This window comes from Arthrobacter rhamnosi (assembly GCF_054510975.1).
The window spans coordinates 42,641-59,473 of sequence record NZ_JBTNDN010000008.1 but is presented as its reverse complement, the minus strand read 5'-3'; the positions used below and the strand labels follow the sequence as shown (position 1 = coordinate 59,473).

General features: G+C 65.1%; 17 protein-coding genes. 8 read left to right on the top strand and 9 right to left on the bottom strand.

Translation table 11 applies throughout. From position 1 onward, the window contains the following. Positions 1–38 precede the first annotated feature (38 nt). Both dhaK and ACX80J_RS15975 read left to right on the top strand, forming a co-directional pair. On the top strand, positions 39–1,034 hold the full coding sequence (dhaK, locus tag ACX80J_RS15980) for a dihydroxyacetone kinase subunit DhaK (protein WP_459348459.1): 996 nt from the start codon (positions 39–41) through the stop codon (positions 1,032–1,034). A 174-nt stretch (positions 1,035–1,208) separates the two neighbouring features. Next, positions 1,209–1,802, top strand: a complete 594-nt coding sequence (locus tag ACX80J_RS15975) for a hypothetical protein (protein ID WP_459348458.1) — start codon at positions 1,209–1,211, stop codon at positions 1,800–1,802. 48 nt (positions 1,803–1,850) lie between these two features. Here ACX80J_RS15975 and ACX80J_RS15970 read toward each other — a convergent pair whose 3' ends face one another. Further along, positions 1,851–2,549 (bottom strand): phosphoribosyltransferase, encoded by a 699-nt coding sequence (locus tag ACX80J_RS15970; RefSeq protein WP_459348457.1) that lies wholly within the window; start codon positions 2,547–2,549, stop codon positions 1,851–1,853. A gap of 56 nt (positions 2,550–2,605) precedes the next feature. Further along, positions 2,606–3,247: a hemerythrin domain-containing protein gene (locus ACX80J_RS15965; protein ID WP_459348456.1), complete on the bottom strand. Its 642-nt coding sequence runs from the start codon at positions 3,245–3,247 to the stop codon at positions 2,606–2,608. A gap of 361 nt (positions 3,248–3,608) precedes the next feature. On the opposite strand from ACX80J_RS15965, the gene ACX80J_RS15960 reads away from it, so the two are divergent. After that, on the top strand, positions 3,609–4,346 hold the full coding sequence (locus ACX80J_RS15960) for a hypothetical protein (RefSeq protein ID WP_459348455.1): 738 nt from the start codon (positions 3,609–3,611) through the stop codon (positions 4,344–4,346). Positions 4,347–4,713: 367 nt separating this feature from the next. Here the strand turns inward: ACX80J_RS15960 and ACX80J_RS15955 are convergent, their stop codons facing one another. The 4 genes from ACX80J_RS15955 to ACX80J_RS15940 form a co-directional block, all read right to left on the bottom strand. Beyond that, positions 4,714–5,202: a class F sortase gene (locus ACX80J_RS15955; RefSeq protein ID WP_459348454.1), complete on the bottom strand. Its 489-nt coding sequence runs from the start codon at positions 5,200–5,202 to the stop codon at positions 4,714–4,716. Positions 5,203–5,436: 234 nt separating this feature from the next. Continuing rightward, positions 5,437–5,865 carry an excalibur calcium-binding domain-containing protein gene (locus tag ACX80J_RS15950; RefSeq protein ID WP_459348453.1) on the bottom strand — a complete coding sequence of 143 codons (429 nt, stop codon included), beginning with the start codon at positions 5,863–5,865 and terminating at the stop codon, positions 5,437–5,439. Between the two features lie 240 nt (positions 5,866–6,105). Further along, a complete protein-coding gene (locus ACX80J_RS15945) occupies positions 6,106–6,873 on the bottom strand; it encodes a hypothetical protein (protein WP_459348452.1) in 768 nt (255 codons plus the stop codon). Positions 6,874–7,176: 303 nt separating this feature from the next. Beyond that, positions 7,177–8,436, bottom strand: coding sequence for a thermonuclease family protein (locus ACX80J_RS15940; RefSeq protein ID WP_459348451.1), 1,260 nt, complete (start codon positions 8,434–8,436; stop codon positions 7,177–7,179). 537 nt (positions 8,437–8,973) lie between these two features. Between ACX80J_RS15940 and ACX80J_RS15935 the strand changes: the two genes are divergently transcribed. Continuing rightward, positions 8,974–10,350, top strand: coding sequence for a GmrSD restriction endonuclease domain-containing protein (locus ACX80J_RS15935; RefSeq protein ID WP_459348450.1), 1,377 nt, complete (start codon positions 8,974–8,976; stop codon positions 10,348–10,350). 93 nt (positions 10,351–10,443) lie between these two features. Here the strand turns inward: ACX80J_RS15935 and ACX80J_RS15930 are convergent, their stop codons facing one another. Both ACX80J_RS15930 and ACX80J_RS15925 read right to left on the bottom strand, forming a co-directional pair. Further along, positions 10,444–11,541, bottom strand: coding sequence for a PQQ-dependent sugar dehydrogenase (locus ACX80J_RS15930; RefSeq protein ID WP_459348449.1), 1,098 nt, complete (start codon positions 11,539–11,541; stop codon positions 10,444–10,446). A gap of 25 nt (positions 11,542–11,566) precedes the next feature. Then, positions 11,567–11,698, bottom strand: coding sequence for a hypothetical protein (locus tag ACX80J_RS15925; protein WP_459348448.1), 132 nt, complete (start codon positions 11,696–11,698; stop codon positions 11,567–11,569). Between ACX80J_RS15925 and ACX80J_RS15920 the strand changes: the two genes are divergently transcribed. Continuing rightward, entirely contained in the window at positions 11,697–12,311 is a 615-nt protein-coding gene (locus ACX80J_RS15920; RefSeq protein ID WP_459348447.1) for an FMN-binding negative transcriptional regulator, read from the top strand. The genes ACX80J_RS15925 and ACX80J_RS15920 overlap by 2 nt on opposite strands. 8 nt (positions 12,312–12,319) lie before the next feature. Then, the gene (locus ACX80J_RS15915) at positions 12,320–13,798 is read left to right on the top strand and encodes an amidohydrolase (RefSeq protein ID WP_459348446.1); all 1,479 of its coding nucleotides are present in this window, start codon (positions 12,320–12,322) and stop codon (positions 13,796–13,798) included. Positions 13,799–13,978: 180 nt separating this feature from the next. On the opposite strand, the gene ACX80J_RS15910 is transcribed toward ACX80J_RS15915, so the two are convergent. After that, positions 13,979–14,392 carry an excalibur calcium-binding domain-containing protein gene (locus tag ACX80J_RS15910; RefSeq protein ID WP_459344964.1) on the bottom strand — a complete coding sequence of 138 codons (414 nt, stop codon included), beginning with the start codon at positions 14,390–14,392 and terminating at the stop codon, positions 13,979–13,981. Positions 14,393–14,629: 237 nt separating this feature from the next. On the opposite strand from ACX80J_RS15910, the gene ACX80J_RS15905 reads away from it, so the two are divergent. Further along, entirely contained in the window at positions 14,630–14,995 is a 366-nt protein-coding gene (locus ACX80J_RS15905) for a DUF7793 family protein (RefSeq protein WP_459348445.1), read from the top strand. 138 nt (positions 14,996–15,133) lie between these two features. Next, positions 15,134–16,819 (top strand): peroxidase family protein, encoded by a 1,686-nt coding sequence (locus tag ACX80J_RS15900; protein WP_459348444.1) that lies wholly within the window; start codon positions 15,134–15,136, stop codon positions 16,817–16,819. Positions 16,820–16,833 lie beyond the last annotated feature (14 nt).

Genomic DNA, 16,833 nt, shown 5'->3' with positions numbered 1-16,833 from the left:
GCCCAACTCATCCCTACTCACAACGACGTGGAGCCCTCATGAAGAAGTTCGTCAATGATCCGCAGCAGTTCGTCCCGGAGATGCTCGAAGGCCTGGCGCTCGCGAACCCGGACACGCTGAAGTACGTGCCGGAGTACAACCTGATCATGCGCGCCGACGGTCCGGACCAGAACAAGGTGTCGATCGTGCAGGGCTCCGGGTCGGGGCACGAGCCGGCGCACGTCATGATCGTGGGGAAGGGCATGCTCGACGCCGCGTGCCCGGGTGACGTCTTCGCTGCGCCTCCGTTCGACTACGTGTACGAGACGACCAAGCTCATGGCCTCGCCCAAGGGCGTGCTGTTGCTGGTCAACAACTACACGGGCGACAAGATGGTGTTCGAGATGGCGCAGGAGATGTCCTCGGCCGAGGGCATCGAGGTGAAGACGCTGTTCATCAATGACGACGTCTCCGTGGAGGACTCGACCTACACGATCGGCCGCCGTGGCGTGGCCGGCAACTTCTTCGTCATCAAGGCCGTGGCTGCGGCTGCCGACCGTGGGGCCGACCTCGACGAGGTCATCCGTATCGGCGAGAAGGTGAATTCCGTGACCCGCACCATGGGGGTTGCGCTGACCGCGTGTACCCCGCCGGCGAAGGGCAGCCCGCTGTTCGAGCTCGGCGAGGACGAGATCGAGATGGGCGTCGGCATCCACGGCGAGCCCGGGCGTCGTCGGGCGAAGATGATGCCGGCCAACGAGATCGTCGAGGAGCTCCTCGGTCCGGTGGTGAAGGACCTGCCGTTCGGCGACGGCGACCGGGTCGCCCTCATGGTCAACGGCCTCGGTGGTACCCCGATCAGCGAGCTGTACCTGCTGTACGGACAGGCGCACAAACGTCTCGCCGGGCAGGGCATCAGCGTGGGCCGCAGCTACGTGGGGGAGTACTGCACCTCCCTGGACATGGCCGGCGCGTCCATCACGCTGGTCAAGCTCGACGACGAAATCGAGTCGCTGCTGACGGCTCCGGCGGAGATCCCGATCCGCGTGTTCTAGTTCTACGACGTACGACGGCGGGTCGCTCATCTCTCGGTGGGCGGCTCGCCGTTTTTCAGCAGGCATCCACGGTGTCGTTGACCATCACGACCGATGAAAAGAGGTAGCCTGACGGCGAGCTCTCAGGGTCTGACGGTTGGAGCGGACATCGAATCATCTCTATGGGAGCACTCCTTGGATCCACTCGGCGGCATGAGCCTCGACGCCCTCCACGCCTTCACCTGGATGGCACCTGCCGTCGTCGCGCTGGCGGCGGGTGTCCTGCTTCGGCGCAGCTTCCACTGGATCGCGGTCGGTGCCGTTCTGCTCTTCGCCGCACTCAGCGCGGCTGCTGGGATCTACGTGCTGAACCACTTCAGTGAGCCGAGGTGGTCGCCGGAAGGAAATGCACCCCTGAGTGCTCCGTCGCTCTCCGAGACACCGATGGTGGGGGAGTTCCTGGTGCCACTGGACTCCGCACTGGAAGGAGTAGTCGGCGGGGTGAACGACTTCCGGGCGTTCCAGCAGGCCCTCCCCATAGCGCTGGACTTCCTTGCTGCGTCCGGCTGGGCCCTGCTGGTGTCATTCCCCCTGGTCATCCTCGCCGCGTGTGTCAGCTTCGCCAAGGCTCGACGCCGGAAGGCTGAATTCACGAGGTATCGTGCCACTGTCGATTCGCTCAAGGACGAGCTCGAGCAGGTCAAGCGTCAGATCGCGGCCGGGTACCCCACCCATTCAGCACATTCCGTGGACGCAGAGGCTTACCGCCTGACGAGCCCGGAGGCCTGAGCCTGATTATGTGTTCAGGCCGGCCCGGTTGCCTGTGGCTTCGGCCTGCTACTGCCCCTCCCGCGGATCAGGACAATCACCGTCGGGACCACTCCGTGGGTGGGCCGCGGCGTCGAGCAGCTTGACCACTTCGTCGTCGTCGGTTGCTGAGAAGTCGTTGTAGTAGCTGCCCACTGCCTCGAACCTCCGCGGTGAAACCAGGCTCACGATTTCGTCCGCCTCCGTGAACGAGGCCACAGCCGATGCCGGCGCGACTGGTACCGCCAGACTCACCCGTGCCGCGCCGAGTTGCCTGGCCACCTGGCACGCCACCCGCCCGGTGGAGCCGGTGGCCATGCCGTCGTCCACGACGACAACGATGCGCCCGCGGACATCTGTCCGGATTCTTCCCTGCCGGTACCGGGTCCGGCGCTCCTCGAGGAGCTGGCGTTCTTTCGTCTCGAGCGTTTGCAGGTCCTCCTCCGTGACATCAGCCTGCGAGAGGACGTGCGCATCGAGGACCCGGGTGCCGCCCTCCCCGATGGCGCCCATTGCAACCTCTGGCCGGAACGGAACCCCCAGCTTCCGCACCACGATCACATCCAGTGGCGCACCGAGGGCTTTCGCCACCTCGAAGGCAACCGGAACACCGCCACGGGGCAGACCCAGCACCACCACGTCCTGACCCCGTAGCCTTGCCAGCCTCTGCCCCAACTGTCGTCCGGCATCGGTCCTGTCCGCGAAGGTTCTGGATTTTTTGCTCGGCACGCTGAACCCCTCGGGTGGTGGGTGCTTTTATCCGGCGTCTTCACCCTTCACAGTGGTCACAGCGTGTCGGGAATGACACGTCCCGGGAAGAGCGTGGCGTACTGCTTCCGATAGAGCTTGCGCCCTACGAGGCGGTAGGCGAGACGGACCGGCGGCGGGATCTCCTTGAAGAACTCCTCGCGCTCACCGGGCGGATTGGTGGCCAGCACCATCCCGAGGTACCCGACCAGGAACTTCTTGTCGAACGTCTCCACGCCGTGCTTCCCGATCTCCTTCCCCTCCTTCTCGGTCATCACCCTGTCCACGGCGGGCATCACCTCGGTGACTTCACGGCGCAGGTGCACCTGGAGGACCGTCGACAGCTCCTCGTACCGATCAGCGAGGTCCGCTCGCACGCCTGCGTCGGCTGTCTCCATCCAGCGCAGGCGAACCGGCTCGATGTTCTCGAGCCGCTGGGTGACCTGCCTGTGCTGCTCGAGCATCAGCTCGATGTGCAGCGCGCACCCCGGTGCTCTCTCCGCCAGCCGCGGGTACATGAGGAGGTCCTCGCCTTCATGATGCACATGCAGCACCTTGTCGAAGTTCCCCAGTACCTCGCCGACGTAGGCGGCGCGGGCGGTGTCGCCAGGCTCGACTGACCGTACGAGACCGGGAGCCTCGTCGTACGCCCACAGGAAGAAGCGGTGGATACGCCGCATGCTCGCCGATCCTGTACAGAGAATGGGCCCTGGCGGCACTGGCGCTGCGGACTCGCCGGGTCTCATGGTGAAGAAGTCGGTCATGGGATTGCCCCTCATGGAATCGGTCGAGACCAAGCTCCTCCCCGGGAGGATCATAGGCTTCGGCTCCGCTCTCGACAATGGTTGGGCGGCACTCTGCGACACCGGTTCGAACGCATCAAGCAAAGGAGCGGCCGGCTGCAGCAATTCCGGAACCGTTCCGGAATTGCTGCAGTGATAAGAGTGGCGGACCGTGTCAGCTCATCAAAGTCCGCGCTCGTCAGGGTCGTGCTCACCAGCGCTCCAGAAATTGCACGCCCTTATAGGGGAGGATCAGGTCATGGAACCTGATGCCCCGCCACCATCGATGATCGCCCGTCTGCTCGAGGAGATTTCGTGGGAGAAGGCGACGAAGTACCGACGCGGAGGCCGAGGGATGGAAAACGTCCTGACGGCGGAGGTGTTGATCGCGTTGGATCTCCTGCCACGAAGCCACTTCTTCGCTGCTCTTATCGACTCATGCGCGGGAGCCTCCGGCACCAGAGCCCGATTGGCCGAACAGGCCGAGATTGCGGAGATGTCGCTTCTGTCCGGTGACATGTCGGTGAATCCACTGAGAGCGGCAGCGAAGTTCATCGTGCAGCCTGATGCCCTGATCTCTACGCCGGACGTCTTCGCCTTTGTCGAGGCGAAACGCATCCGGACCAGCGCCTTCCAGCCGGAGCAGCTTGCGCGGGAGTACGTGGCCGTGATGACGAATGCACGGGATCGCTTGCCGCTGTTGTTCCTTTTGGGCGTCGAGCCGCCAGTGGCGGTCAAGGGCCTCGGCAAGATGACATTGCACGATGCGATACAGCTACACCTCCCGGCCGTTCTCGAGCGTGCGGGGGAGATCGGGTTCTCAGAAGACGAGTTGATGACACGCGTCGACGACGTCGTGTGCTGGATATCCTGGGACGCCCTGGCATCGTCGGTCAGCGAACAGATGGCGTCATTCTCATGCGCTGATTCCAGCACCGATGCTGCTGTCCAGCGCATCGGGCAACAGGCAATGAATGCAATTGATTGGCACTCGTAACGACATCTGGGATTGCCATACCGACATTGAACGGGCTGAAGATGGGCCGCCAGCAGTTGCCGCACGACAGTTCTAGCTGTTCCGTGTCATGACCCACAACAGCTAGTTGTAGATGTACTTCGCGCCGGCCGCGCTGCTCCAGGTGATCTTGCCGCGCTCGTAGACCTGCGTCTGGACACCGTTGACCGTGGAGATCTGGCTCTTTGGATAACCCATGTGTCCACGTTCATAGCCCTGGGCGGCCCAGGCGGTACGGATCGGTAGCTTTCGACTCTTGGTTAGTTGTGCTGACTGATTGATTGAAGATGCGGGTTCACTTTTCGAGCGTGCCACCAACGTCATGACCCACAACATGTAGCTAGCGGTTCTACTTCGCGACAAGTTTCGCGTAGACGACGTAGTTGTCGTCGAACTGACCCGTCTCGGGATCGAATCCGTCGCAGGTGATCAGGCGCAGTTCGGCGCCCTCGGTGTTGCCGTACACCTCCTGCGTAGGGAAGGCGTCTTTGGCGTACTGCTCACCGTGCTGGAACTGGAACGTCGCTTTCGAGCCGTCCTCGCGGACGATATCGATGGTGTCACCGTCATCCAAGTCACGGAGCTTTGCGAAAACACCGGGTCCACCATCGGTCGCGTTGACATGTCCCAGGACAACGGCTGGACCGAGTTCGCCGGGGGTAGGGGAGAGGTTGTACCAGCCGGCCGGCGAGCCCGGTTCACCGGGAGGAACCTCGAGAGACTCATCGTCCTGCAACCCGAGGGACATTAGTTCCGTCGTCAGGCCGGTCGACGGGATGCTGAGGGACACCGGACGCGAGGCGGGCAGGACCGCTGGTTCGACGGGCGGGGCTTGCACCTCCGGAACAGCAGGAGTCGCGCTAGGTGAAGCACTAACGGCGGGGACAGGTTGCGGACTCGAGACGTCCGACGCTGTTGGTCGCGGACCTGAAACGCCGGCTGCTGATTGTGTAGCGCAGCCGGTGAGTAGGGCAACGGCAAGCGCCGCAGAAGCGACAACGCTTCTGCGGCGATCCCGAAATGAACTCATCATTTCTTACGAAGATCCGATCAGTTCGATACTCAGCGTTGGCTAGGCCTGAGCGCTACGACGACGGACCACGAAGGTGCCGCCTGCGACTGCTGCCAGGACGAAGCCGGCACCGAGAGCGAGAGCAGCGGTGTTATCCGTGGTGTCCTGGGCAACGCCCGTGGATGCTCCACCAACGGGTACCTGTGCAACCTGCGGCACCTGGGTGACAGGAGCAACCGGGACGACCGTAGGCTCAGGGGTGGTAGGTACATCCTGATAAATGCCGTAATTGCCGTTTTCGCAAGCGATGCCGTCCTTGTCCTCGTCAGAGTCCAGGCTGTACAGCGGCGAAGTGGCGGGAATGTTGTACACGCCAGCCGCTCGGGCCTGAGCGCAGTTCTGGAATGGTGCGGCCATTGCGGGCGATGCGGACAGTACGGTCATGCCAGCCACAGCGGCCAGCGTGATCGAGGCAGTGCTCTTCTTCAATTGTTCCCCTAGGAGGTGATGCGAGGTGCCTGGCCTAATGTTGCCGAGGCGAATAACACTCCAAGTCTTAGCACAAATCAATACCTATCAACGCTCTGTCGTGAAGTGGGACGTTCCTTGACAAGGCCTCGGGGCACCGGCCGTTCCGCAAAAGAAACCGGTTTCTCTGTGCCGAGACGGCGATCATGAGTGGTCCGATCTTGAGCTGAAGCTGAGCTTGCACTGCGTCATAAAAGCGAACTACCCGTCGCCGCCGCGCAGCACGTCCACGTGCACGTGATCCAGGTGCCGCAGGATTTCATTGGCTGGGGCCGGTGCGTCGTAGGGGTGCCACTGCCCGCGAGCGATGCGTGCACTCCAAAACTGGTCGTCGAAGATGACGTACTGGATGTCCAAGTCCTCGGCGTGGGCCACCAGCCAGTGGGACAGCATCCACCCCTCGCGCCGGTTCTCCTCGGTCACCGGACGGAAAAACACATCGATGGCCCGCCCGTCGTAATGCGTAGATTCCTCCCCGTGTCCCTGGCCCACGCCGCCCGGCGCGAAGCCGCCCAGGCTCTGCTCGCCGAACACCTCGGTCATCGCCGTCCGCACCTGCTCGGCGCGGGGAGTCAGGCCGGAGGCAGTCATCTCCTCCACTTTCAAAGCGTCATCGACCGAACCCCTGCAGCTCAGCGCCGGCCCTGCATCGCCGGACGGTCCCTCGACCAGAACCTGCAGGACGGCCTCGTCGATGCCCGAGGTGTCCGAAGCCTCCGCACCGCGGGCTCGTAGTGCCACCGCCGTCGTCGCCACCTTTGCCTCCTCGCGGTCGAGCCCGATCTCGCCCTCCTGCGTCTGCACGACGCACTCCGGACCTGCCAGGAGCGCGCCGCCGCCGGAGCGCAGGTCGCTGAGGAAGCTGGGCCCCATGATCGCCAACGCTGCAGCGAGCGCGCCGAGCAGGAGGACAGCGAGGAGCACGCGGGTCGGACGGCGTCGACGTCTGGAGGTCGTGCTACCGGTCATGGGGACTGCCCAGGGGAACTCAGTCTGGCAACGAGTGGCGTAGGTTCACCGGTCGACTCACCTCTGCGAACGACTACCGCAGCGGACTTGCTCACGACGACCAATCCTCTCCGGTTGGGGCACGTTCTGCTTCCAGCAAGGCGCACCATGCATTCGAAGAGTTAATTGATGGTCAGCGTCAGTAGTTCCCATGGTGAGACGACGTAACGGTCGCCCCTGCACCGATCTGGCGATCCCAGCAAAGTTGGTTATGCGGCTTCGAGGGCTAAGAGCCAGTCCGATGATCGGATTAGGTGCTCAACCTCAGCAGGGGCGGTAGGTCTTCCCACCGGGCGCGTAGCAGCGAGGACCGGTGTATCCCGGGTACGGATCCTGAGCTGCAGGGGGAGCAGGAGGGACGTACGGCGCCACGGGCGGGATGTAGGGCTCCGGTGCGGGCGGAAGGTTCCGGATCCGCTCCTGCTCCGCGGCTGCTGCTGCTTCCGCCGCCAATCGGTCCGCCTCAGCACGAGCGTTTGCTTCAGCCTGCACACGCTCGGCTTCGACGCGTGCGGCTTCTGCCGCTTCAGCCTGCACACGCTCGGCTTCGACGCGTGCGGCTTCTGCCGCTTCAGCCTGAATTCGCTCGGCCTCGACCCGCGCAGCTTCCGCCGCCCTGGCGGCTTCTGCTTCAGCCGCTGCAGCTTGGGCTGCCTTTTCCGCTTCGACGCGCTTGCGCTCGGCGGTGGCCTCGGCTTTTTTGAGCGCTGTGGCTTTGGTGTTGGCGGTTGCCAGTGACTGCTCGCCCTTCGCGATCTGCTTGTCGAGGTCGCGCATCATCGCGGCCGTGCGATCGGCTCCGAGTGCAAGAACGCGGACAGTGTCCTTGCCTGCCTCCAATGCTTCTCGGGTAGCCTTCGCGGCGGTCAGAGCGGCGAGGATGCCGGCAGCGGTTGAAGCGGCAGCTGCTCTCGTCTCCCCAACCGGTGCCTCAGTTGCCGTGGTAAGGGTTTCCATGGCATCAGTCACCTCCGCCGGAAGGGTGCAGCCCGCGGCGGGGTCGAGTAGTCCGACACCCTGCGTCGTGGCCTCGTTGTATGCCGCTTGCACCTCGTCGTAGTACTTCTTGTTCGGCTCGATGAGAACGGGTACTCCCAGGCCCACCCGCGCGAGTTCCGCATTGACCAGGGTCTGACCTTCGATGAAGACGGCGGCCAACACGCGGTCGTACTTGTCAGTTCGCTCGATATCGAAATCCAGCGCAACCTTCGTTCCGGGCGGAGTTAGTGATTCGAGCTTCTGGGTGGCCTCCGGGCCGAGGCACTCGACGGGCTTGTCGGGGTGCTTGGTCTCAGGCGTATCCACATTCAGCAGACGTACGGTCTGGTCCGCGTCGTCGAAATTGATGACGAGGGTGTCGCCGTCCACCACCCGCACCACGGTGCCTGACTGGTAGGCGGCTGTCGTATTGACTGCCGCTACACTCGACTGGTCAGGGGTGGTGCAGCCCGTCAAAGTTGAGGCGAGTACCGCCGCGGTGAAAATGGTTGCCGGTGCGAGGCGGCGGAAACGAGCAGGATTCATCGGCCTTTTTCTACGGGTACGAATACGGTGTTGGAGCGGTTGGTTCAGACGGGAGAATCCGCCACTACCGCTCGCGGAGTGTGCCGCCTGATGCGGATGTGCCTTCCGGGCCTGATGCAGGCTGATCGGAACAAGCGCGTTCTCGCGGAGGGACCACATCAAAGACTTAGCACAGATCCATACCTCTACGAATTGAGTCACAGAGCGTGACAGATTCTGAGCGGCCCAGGGGATAGCTCCATCGGCTATCCGGATCCCCGAGTTCATCAAGGATTGGTGTCTGTCAGCTGGCCCGGCTCCTTCAACGAACCTGACCATCGAGATCGAGGATGGCACCAAGATTTGCCGATCCTGAGCGAAAACTGAGCTTGCGAGGTGTAACAAAACGACCGGTCGATCGACCATCGCGGGCAGTCCAGATCCCAAGGATGCCTACGCGTAAACTTCCCTAAGACACAGCATCAACCCTGGGGGCCCTCCATCAATTCTTCATTCCGTCCGCCTGCCCAAAAATCGTCATCGACGATCAAGCTGGAGGTGCGGCGCTCGACGGCTATCATCGCCGGTCTCGCCCTGTTCCTCGTCGTCATCGGCCTCATCACCAATGGCCTCAGCGGGGCGCTCATCATGGCGGCGACATTCGCACTCTTCACGGGGCTCTACACGCTCCTGACCAACCGCCCGTCGTGGGCACGCCTCGCTGGACGCAAAGCCGGTGCCATCACTGCGGGAGCTGCCGTCGTCGCCCTCCTCATTGGCGGCGCCATCGCGCCCTCAGACGATACTGTCCCCACAGCCGTCGCCGAACAGGCGACCGAACAGGCCGAGCCCGCCACCGAGCAAAGCACGGGCACGCCGTCCGCAACAGCAGTGCCCACTGCGTCTGCGAAGCCCCCACAGTCCGCAAAACCGACACCATCGCCCAAGCCCACTGCAACGCCGTCGGACGTCGCTCCACTCGACTCCGATACCGTTGCCGACGCGCCCGGCACGCCACGCGCGCCGTCGGATCAGCCGGCCTTCAACACCACGGCGCTCGCCGTGTTGGAGACCCTGCCGATCAAGGGGCGTGCGCCGAAGACCGGGTACGACCGCGAGCAGTTCGGGCAGGCGTGGGCCGACGTCGACCATAACGGCTGCGACACCCGCAACGACATGCTGAATCGCGACCTGACGGACATCGTCCACACCAACTCGGTGCCCTGCAAGGTGCAGTCCGGCGTGCTCGATGATCCTTACACCGGAACCGTCATCGCGTTCCAGCGCGGACAGGCGACGAGCAGTGACGTGCAGATCGACCACGTCGTCGCCCTGTCCGACGCCTGGCAGAAGGGGGCGCAGCAGTTGACCTTCGACCAGCGCGTTGCCTTCGCGAATGACCCGCTGAATCTGCAGGCCACCGACGGGCCCACGAACCAGCAGAAGGGCGACGGCGACGCCGCCACCTGGTTGCCGCCGGACAAGTCCTACCGCTGCGAGTACGTCGCGCGGCAGGTCTCGGTCAAGGCGACCTACACCCTGTGGGTGACGCAGGCCGAGCACGACGCCATGGCCGGAATCCTCTCGGACTGCAACGGCATTCTCGCCCCGACCAACCAGATGGCGCCGTCCGTCACCCAGCCCCCTGCGCCGGTGGAGACAGAAGCTCCCGCCCCCGTCGTACCGGAACCCGTTGCCCCGCCTGTCGTCGAGCCGGCTCCTGTCGCACCTCCGGTCGTCGAGCCCGTACCCGTGGCTCCCGCCCCGGTAGCACCTGCACCGGTTGCACCTGCTCCTGTAGCTCCGGCCCCCGCGCCGGTCTACGCCAACTGCTCGGACGTCCGTGCCGCGGGTGCTGCTCCGATCGCCGCAGGCTCACCCGGCTTCCAGTCGAAGTTCGACCGCGACGGCGACGGAATCGGCTGCGACAGCTAGTAGTACATATGGGAGGGAACGACGGCGGGGCAGTCACGAACAGTGGCCGCCCCGCCGTCGTTGTGGCGCACTAGGGCGATTCAACCCGCTAGGTCAGGCCGGTATATCGATGCTGACAATGCGGTCGTCACCCGGACGCGGCTCGCTCCGTCCATTGGTGTTGTTGGTGAGCACCCACAGGCGTCCGTCCGGCGACTCGATCAGCGCCCGGAGCCGGCCGTACTCACCCACCAGGTAATCGGTGCTGGTGGTGGGATCGCCCACCGGTACGGCACGCAGCCTCGCGCCGCGCAGATTGGCGATGAAGACCGTGTCGTCGACCACCGCGATCCCGCTCGGACTCGCCTCGGAAGGGCTCCACTGCTGGACCGGATCGACGAACCCCTCTTCCTCGGCGATGCCCTCGACGACCGGCCAGCCGTAGTTCCCGCCGGCCTCGATGACGTTCAGTTCGTCCCACGTGTTCTGCCCGAACTCACTGGCGAACATGGTCCCGTCCGCCGCCCAAGCAAGACCCTGGACGTTGCGGTGACCATAGCTGAAGACGAGGGATCCGGGGTAGGGGTTGTCCGCGGGGACCTCGCCGTCCGGTGTCATGCGGAGGATCTTTCCCCCCGGCGAGTCGAGGTCCTGCGCCCTGTCCGGCTCGCCGGCGTCGCCCACCCCGGCATACAGCATGCCGTCCGGCCCGAAGGCGATGCGGCCACCGTTGTGAATATTGTTCGAGGGCAGCTCGTCGACAAGGGTCTCCGCGTCCTCCAGGGCCAGGGAACCGGGAGCGCCGTCGAGCGTCAGGCGCTGGATCCGGTTCCCGTCCGTACCGGTCGAGTAGGCGTACAGACGGTCCTGGTCGTCGACGGCGAGACCGAGCAAGCCACCTTCTCCGCCGTGTTTCACGCCCTCGACCGTACCGACCTCCCGTCGATTGCCGGCGTCGTCGAGCTCGAAGATCCGTGCGGTGTCCCGCTCGCTGATGAGGAGCGAGTCGTGCAGGAACGCCATGGACCAGGGCAGGTTCAGACCTGTGGTGACGTCCCGCGCGCCGGCTGCTGCGTTCACGCCGACGTCGGATGCCGAAGCTCCATCGGTGGAGTTCCCCGACGGGCCGGCACCGCTGCCCGTCGTGCAGCCGGTAACCAGGGTGGCGACGACGAGACCGACGAGACCGGTGAGGGGGATGTGTCTCAGCATGCTCGGCTCTTTCCAGTGGGGTCGCTCAGTAGAGCCCGATGTCATGCTGAACGATCCAGCTGTCCGGAAGTGCCCGGCACCCCGATGAGGTGCCCTCGACGGCGCATTCCTGGATGTCCTCGAAGGCCAGGAACAATCGTGGCAGAGTGACGAGCATGCGCCACACGCCCTCCTTCGTCCTGTCCGATGTCGGCGAGGTCAAGCGACTCGTCCGGGAGAATCCGTGGGCAACTCTCGTGTCCTCACCCGCCGGCGGTCTCGTTGCGTCCCACTACCCGGTGATCCTCGAAGAGACTGCCGATGACACCATCAGCATCGTCAGTCATGTCGGGCGCCCCGACGAGCAGCTGCATGAACTCGGCGACCACGAGGTGCTGCTGATCGTGCAGGGGCCGCACGGCTACATCTCGCCGGGCTGGTACCCCAGCGACCAGATCATCCCGACGTGGAACCACGTCACGGCTCACCTGTACGCGACGCCGGAGATCCTGTCCGACGAGGAGAACTTCCTGGTGCTGGGAAAGCTCGTCGACCACTTCGAACGCGTCATGCCGGAGCCCAGCTCACTGACCCTGGATCCCGAGGGATCGCGCCGCGTCGCCCAGGGAACAGTAGGCATCCGTCTGCGCGTGACCCGCTTCGACGCCAGGCTGAAGCTCAGCCAGGACAAGGCGCCCGCAGTGAGGGAGCGCATCATCGACGAGCTCGAGCACGGTGAGCACTACCCCCATTCGGCCCTCGCCCGGGAGATGCGGCGGGTCCAGGGATGACGAGCGAGATGAGTGACGTCCTGCTCCGCTCCGCCCGGCTGGTCGGGACGGCGGGGGATCCGGTCGACATCCTGGTGGAGAACGGGATCATCACGGCTATCGGTGAATCCATCCGTTCCGGCGCAGCCCAGGTCGTGGATATCGGCGGACGATGGGTGTCGCCAGGCCTCTGGGACTCGCACGTGCACATGAGCCAGTGGGCCCTCGTACGACAGCGCCTCGACCTGTCCATGGCGACATCTGCCGCCGAGGTGGTGATGCTCGTGGCCGAACGCCTGCGTGCGGCTCCACCCTCCGCCGGGCAGCCCCTGATCGGCTACGGCTTCCAGGACGGACTGTGGCCGGATGCACCGTCAGCAGGGCTGCTCGACGCCGTCAGCGCCGACGTGCCCGTTGTCCTGGTGAGCAAGGACCTCCATGCGGCGTGGCTCAACTCCCCGGCCCTCGGCCACCACGGCTATGCCGGCTCTCCCACGGGGTTGCTGCGCGAACAGGCCGCCTTCGATGTGAACACACGCATCAGTGCAGTTCCCGACGAGCACCTCGACGGCTGGGTCGCAGATGCGGTCGACGCCGCGGCCGCCCGGGGTGTGGTCGGCATCGTCGACCTCGAGATGACGCTCTCCATCGACCGCTGGGTGCACCGGGTGGCCGCCGGTACACGCGGCCTGAGGGTGCGGGCCGGTGTGTACCCGCAGGATCTCGAGGCCGTCATCGCGAGGGGCCTGCGCACGGGAGACGTCATCGACGGCACCGATGGCCTGGTCACGATGGGTCCGTTCAAGATCATCACCGACGGTTCACTGAACACGCGGACCGCGTTCTGCCATGATCCCTATCCCGGACTCGAGGGAACAGACGAAGGGCGCGGGATCTCCATCGTGGACGGGAATGGCCTTGTCGACTATCTCTACCGCGCGTCGTCGGCTGGGCTCGTCCCCGCGGTCCATGCCATCGGTGATGCCGCGAACTCCCTCGCGCTCGACGCGTTCGAGGAAGTCGGCTGTGGCGGCAGCATCGAGCATGCCCAGCTCGTCCACGAGAAGGACTTCCGGCGTTTCGCGCGACTCGGCGTAACGGCCAGCGTCCAACCGGAGCACGCGATGGATGACCGTGACATCGCGGACCGCTACTGGCCCGGCCGGACCCACCGAGCCTTCGCCTTCGCCAGTCTGGCGGCGGCAGGCGCGAGGATCACCCTCGGCTCGGATGCGCCCGTCGCGCAGCTCGACCCGTGGGTCTCCATTGCCGCCGCCGTGTCCCGTGCGCGGGACGGCCGGGAAGCATGGCACCCGGAGCAACGCGTCCTGTCCTCGGTGGCCCTCGCAGCGTCCACCGACGGGCGTGCGACGCTCGAAGCGGGGTCGCTCGCCGACCTCGTGATCACCGAGTTGGATCCACTCGTGGCCAGCGGTGAGCAATTGCGGGACTTCCAGGTGGCAGCGACGATGCTCGGCGGTCGCTGGACGCACTTCACCCTCGACTGAGACCCGAGATCAGGTTCCGCAGTCGAAGGGCGACGACGTCGCCCCCTTCCCGCGGTACAGGCCTCACCCAACGCCGGGTGCGCCGTCGGTGGCATTCATGTGCCCGAGGAGGACTGCCGGCCCGCGCTCACCCGGCCTGCTGGTCACCGGTGGTCGGTTCGGGCCGGTGGGACTGCGGGCTCAGGCGGTGGCCTCACGACGACGGACGACGAAGGTTGCGCCGGCCACGGCTGCGAGCACGAGGCCGGCGCCGAGAACCGATGACGCGGTAGTGTCCACGGGGTCCTGTGCGACCCCGGTGTCCGCGCCGCCCACCGGCATCTGTCCGACCTGGGGCTCCGCGCCGCGGATCTCCGTGGTGCCGCCCGGGACGAACTCGGGGCGGTAGACGTAGAGATCGCTCTCGCAGGCGATGCCGTCGCCGTCGACGTCGAGGGCCGCAGTGTAAGCCGGCGAGCCGACCGGGATGTTGTAGACGGCTGCGGCTGCAGCCTCGTCGCAGGTCTGGTACGGGAAGGCTTGGGCCGGTGCGGCAGACAGTGCGGTGAACGCTGCTGCGGCGCCCAGGGTGATCGTCGCGGTGCTCTTCTTCATGATTGCCCCTTCGCAAGTGAAGTAAATGCCCCGGACATCGCCGGAGCAGATGACAGGAAAAGATATAGCACACAGACGATTCCGATGGTCCCCTGTCTGAAAGTGTGACAGCTCAGGCGTCGGTTGTTTCGGTGACCGATGCTTCGGACCGGAGAACTGATCTAGTCTGGGCGCACTGGTCTCAGCCTTTGTTCCGCCCGGCCCTGGTCGGGGTGTCTTCACGTTGGAGTATGTCTGGTGGATCAGTTCGCTGTCGATCGAAAGCATGATGTGTTGTTCCTGCGGTGGGAAGGCGGGGTGCGCATCACCCACGCCATGGCCGTCGACGCAGCAACGGCGCTGAAGGAGCTCAGTGACGGGCAGGTACTGCCGTTGGTCGTGGTGATGGGCGGTATCGACGGGCTGACCCTGAGAACACGTATGGAGATGAATTCCTACTGCGGCTTCAGCATCGTCGCCCTGATTGGCGACGGTCCCGTCGACGAGGTCCTAGCCGGGTTCGCCCACAACTCGCTGACCCGGACCCGTTACTTCACCTCCGAGTCCGACGCGCTGGGCTGGATCGAGAAGTACGCGTCCTCGGAAGAGGAATCGGCTGCTTAGCTCGGAGGACAATGCCCACCCGGACACTCCCGTCCGGATTCCGAGGGATCGTGTCCAAGGTAAGAACAAGATAAGACCAAGGTCTCCACGGTTGACTGCATTCGGGAGGCACGACCGGCTTCCCTGAAAGGGAGACCCGTGAGTGCAGAAGTAGCCGCCGAGGCCGTCGTCGAGCGACCATCATCGTCATCCGACGAGCCGTCCGGGCTTTCGCGCAGGGGTGCGATGTTCTCAGCGGCGGGAGCGAGCCTGCTGTCCGTCCTGCCGATGGGAGCTCGAAGGGCCTCCGCGGCCCCGGTGCCGGCACCGCCCGTGCAGAAGCCCGCCAATCTGGGGCCGGCGACCGGGCACGCGGTCGGCAACCCGCGAGGCGCGGAAATCGCTGTGAAGGCGCGGCGCAGCCAGCAGGGCCGTTTCGGCCTGATGTTCCCGTCCCTGAAGCCGTTCGCCCCGTCGGAGGCTCTCCTGGCTGTCATGGCCCAGCGGATGATCGACCCACGACAACCACTCGCCGATGTGTCCTCGAGTGAGGATGGTTTCGACAACGCGGAGATGCCGGCCGGGTACACCTACCTGGGCCAGTTCATGGACCACGACATCACGCACGACACCACGCCCCTGTCCCAGCAGAAGGCCGACCCTCTGGCCCTGGTGAACTTCAACACCCCGTTCTTCGACCTCGGCTCCGTCTACGGCCGCGGCCAGGCGGAGGACCCGCAGCTCTACGACCCCAAGAACCCTGCCCTGCTCCTGGTCGCGACCACCTCCGAAGGGATATCGGACCTGCCCCGCACGTCCACAGGAGCGGCCATCATCGGTGACGGGCGGAACGACGAGAACCTCATCGTCTCCCAGATGCACCTGGCGTTCCTGAAGCTGCACAACCACTTCGTAGGCCTCGGCAACTCCTTCGCCGACGCACGCAGGCTCGTCCGCTGGCACTACCAGTGGGTGATCGTCAACGACTTCCTGCCCCGCATGGTCGGGCCCGCGATGGTCCGGTCGATGCTGCTTCCCCAGTCCGATGGGACCATCAGGGTCGACAACAGGTTCTACAAGCCCGGGAACCGCCTGAAGCCGATGATCCCGTTGGAGTTCTCCGTGTGCGCCTACCGCTTCGGTCACAGCATGATCCGCGCCGAATACGAGATGCACGACAACACCACCTTCCCGCTGTTCGATCCTCCGGGGCAGGACCTGCATGGTTCGCGTCCGCTACCGTACGACGCGCGGGCCGACTGGAACTACTTCTTCGACATCCCGGGGGTGGAGCCGCCCATGGGACGCAACACCGCCCGGCTCCTCGACACGCAGCTGTCCTTCCCCCTGGCGAACCTGCCTCCCACGGTAGTGAGTCACATCGATGGCGCCATCTACGCCCTCGCCCACCGCAACCTGCTGCGGGGCGTCAAGCTCGGCCTTCCTGCGGGGCAGGACGTTGCCGCGGCACTCGGCGTCCCTCCCATCCCCAACACCAGGCTCGGGCTGTACGAACCCGAATGGGGGAGCAAGGCGCCGCTCTGGTTCTACATCCTCAAGGAGGCGGAACTGCAGGGCGGCCGCCGGCTGGGGCCGGTGGGTGGGCGGATCATCGCCGAGGTCATCCTGGGACTGCTGGCCCTGGACCCCGATTCCTACCTGAATTCCCGCACCCGGTGGACGCCGGCCGACCCCGCCTTCGGGATGGGCGAACTGTTCAGGATGAGTGGTGCGACCTTCAAGGTGGAGGAGGACCTGCCGGAAGAGGTCCTCCCCGAGGAGGAAGTGCCGGAGGAGGAGCTGGTGGGGGACCACCTGCCCGAGGGTGAACCAACCGGCGCTTGAAAGGGGCCGCGACC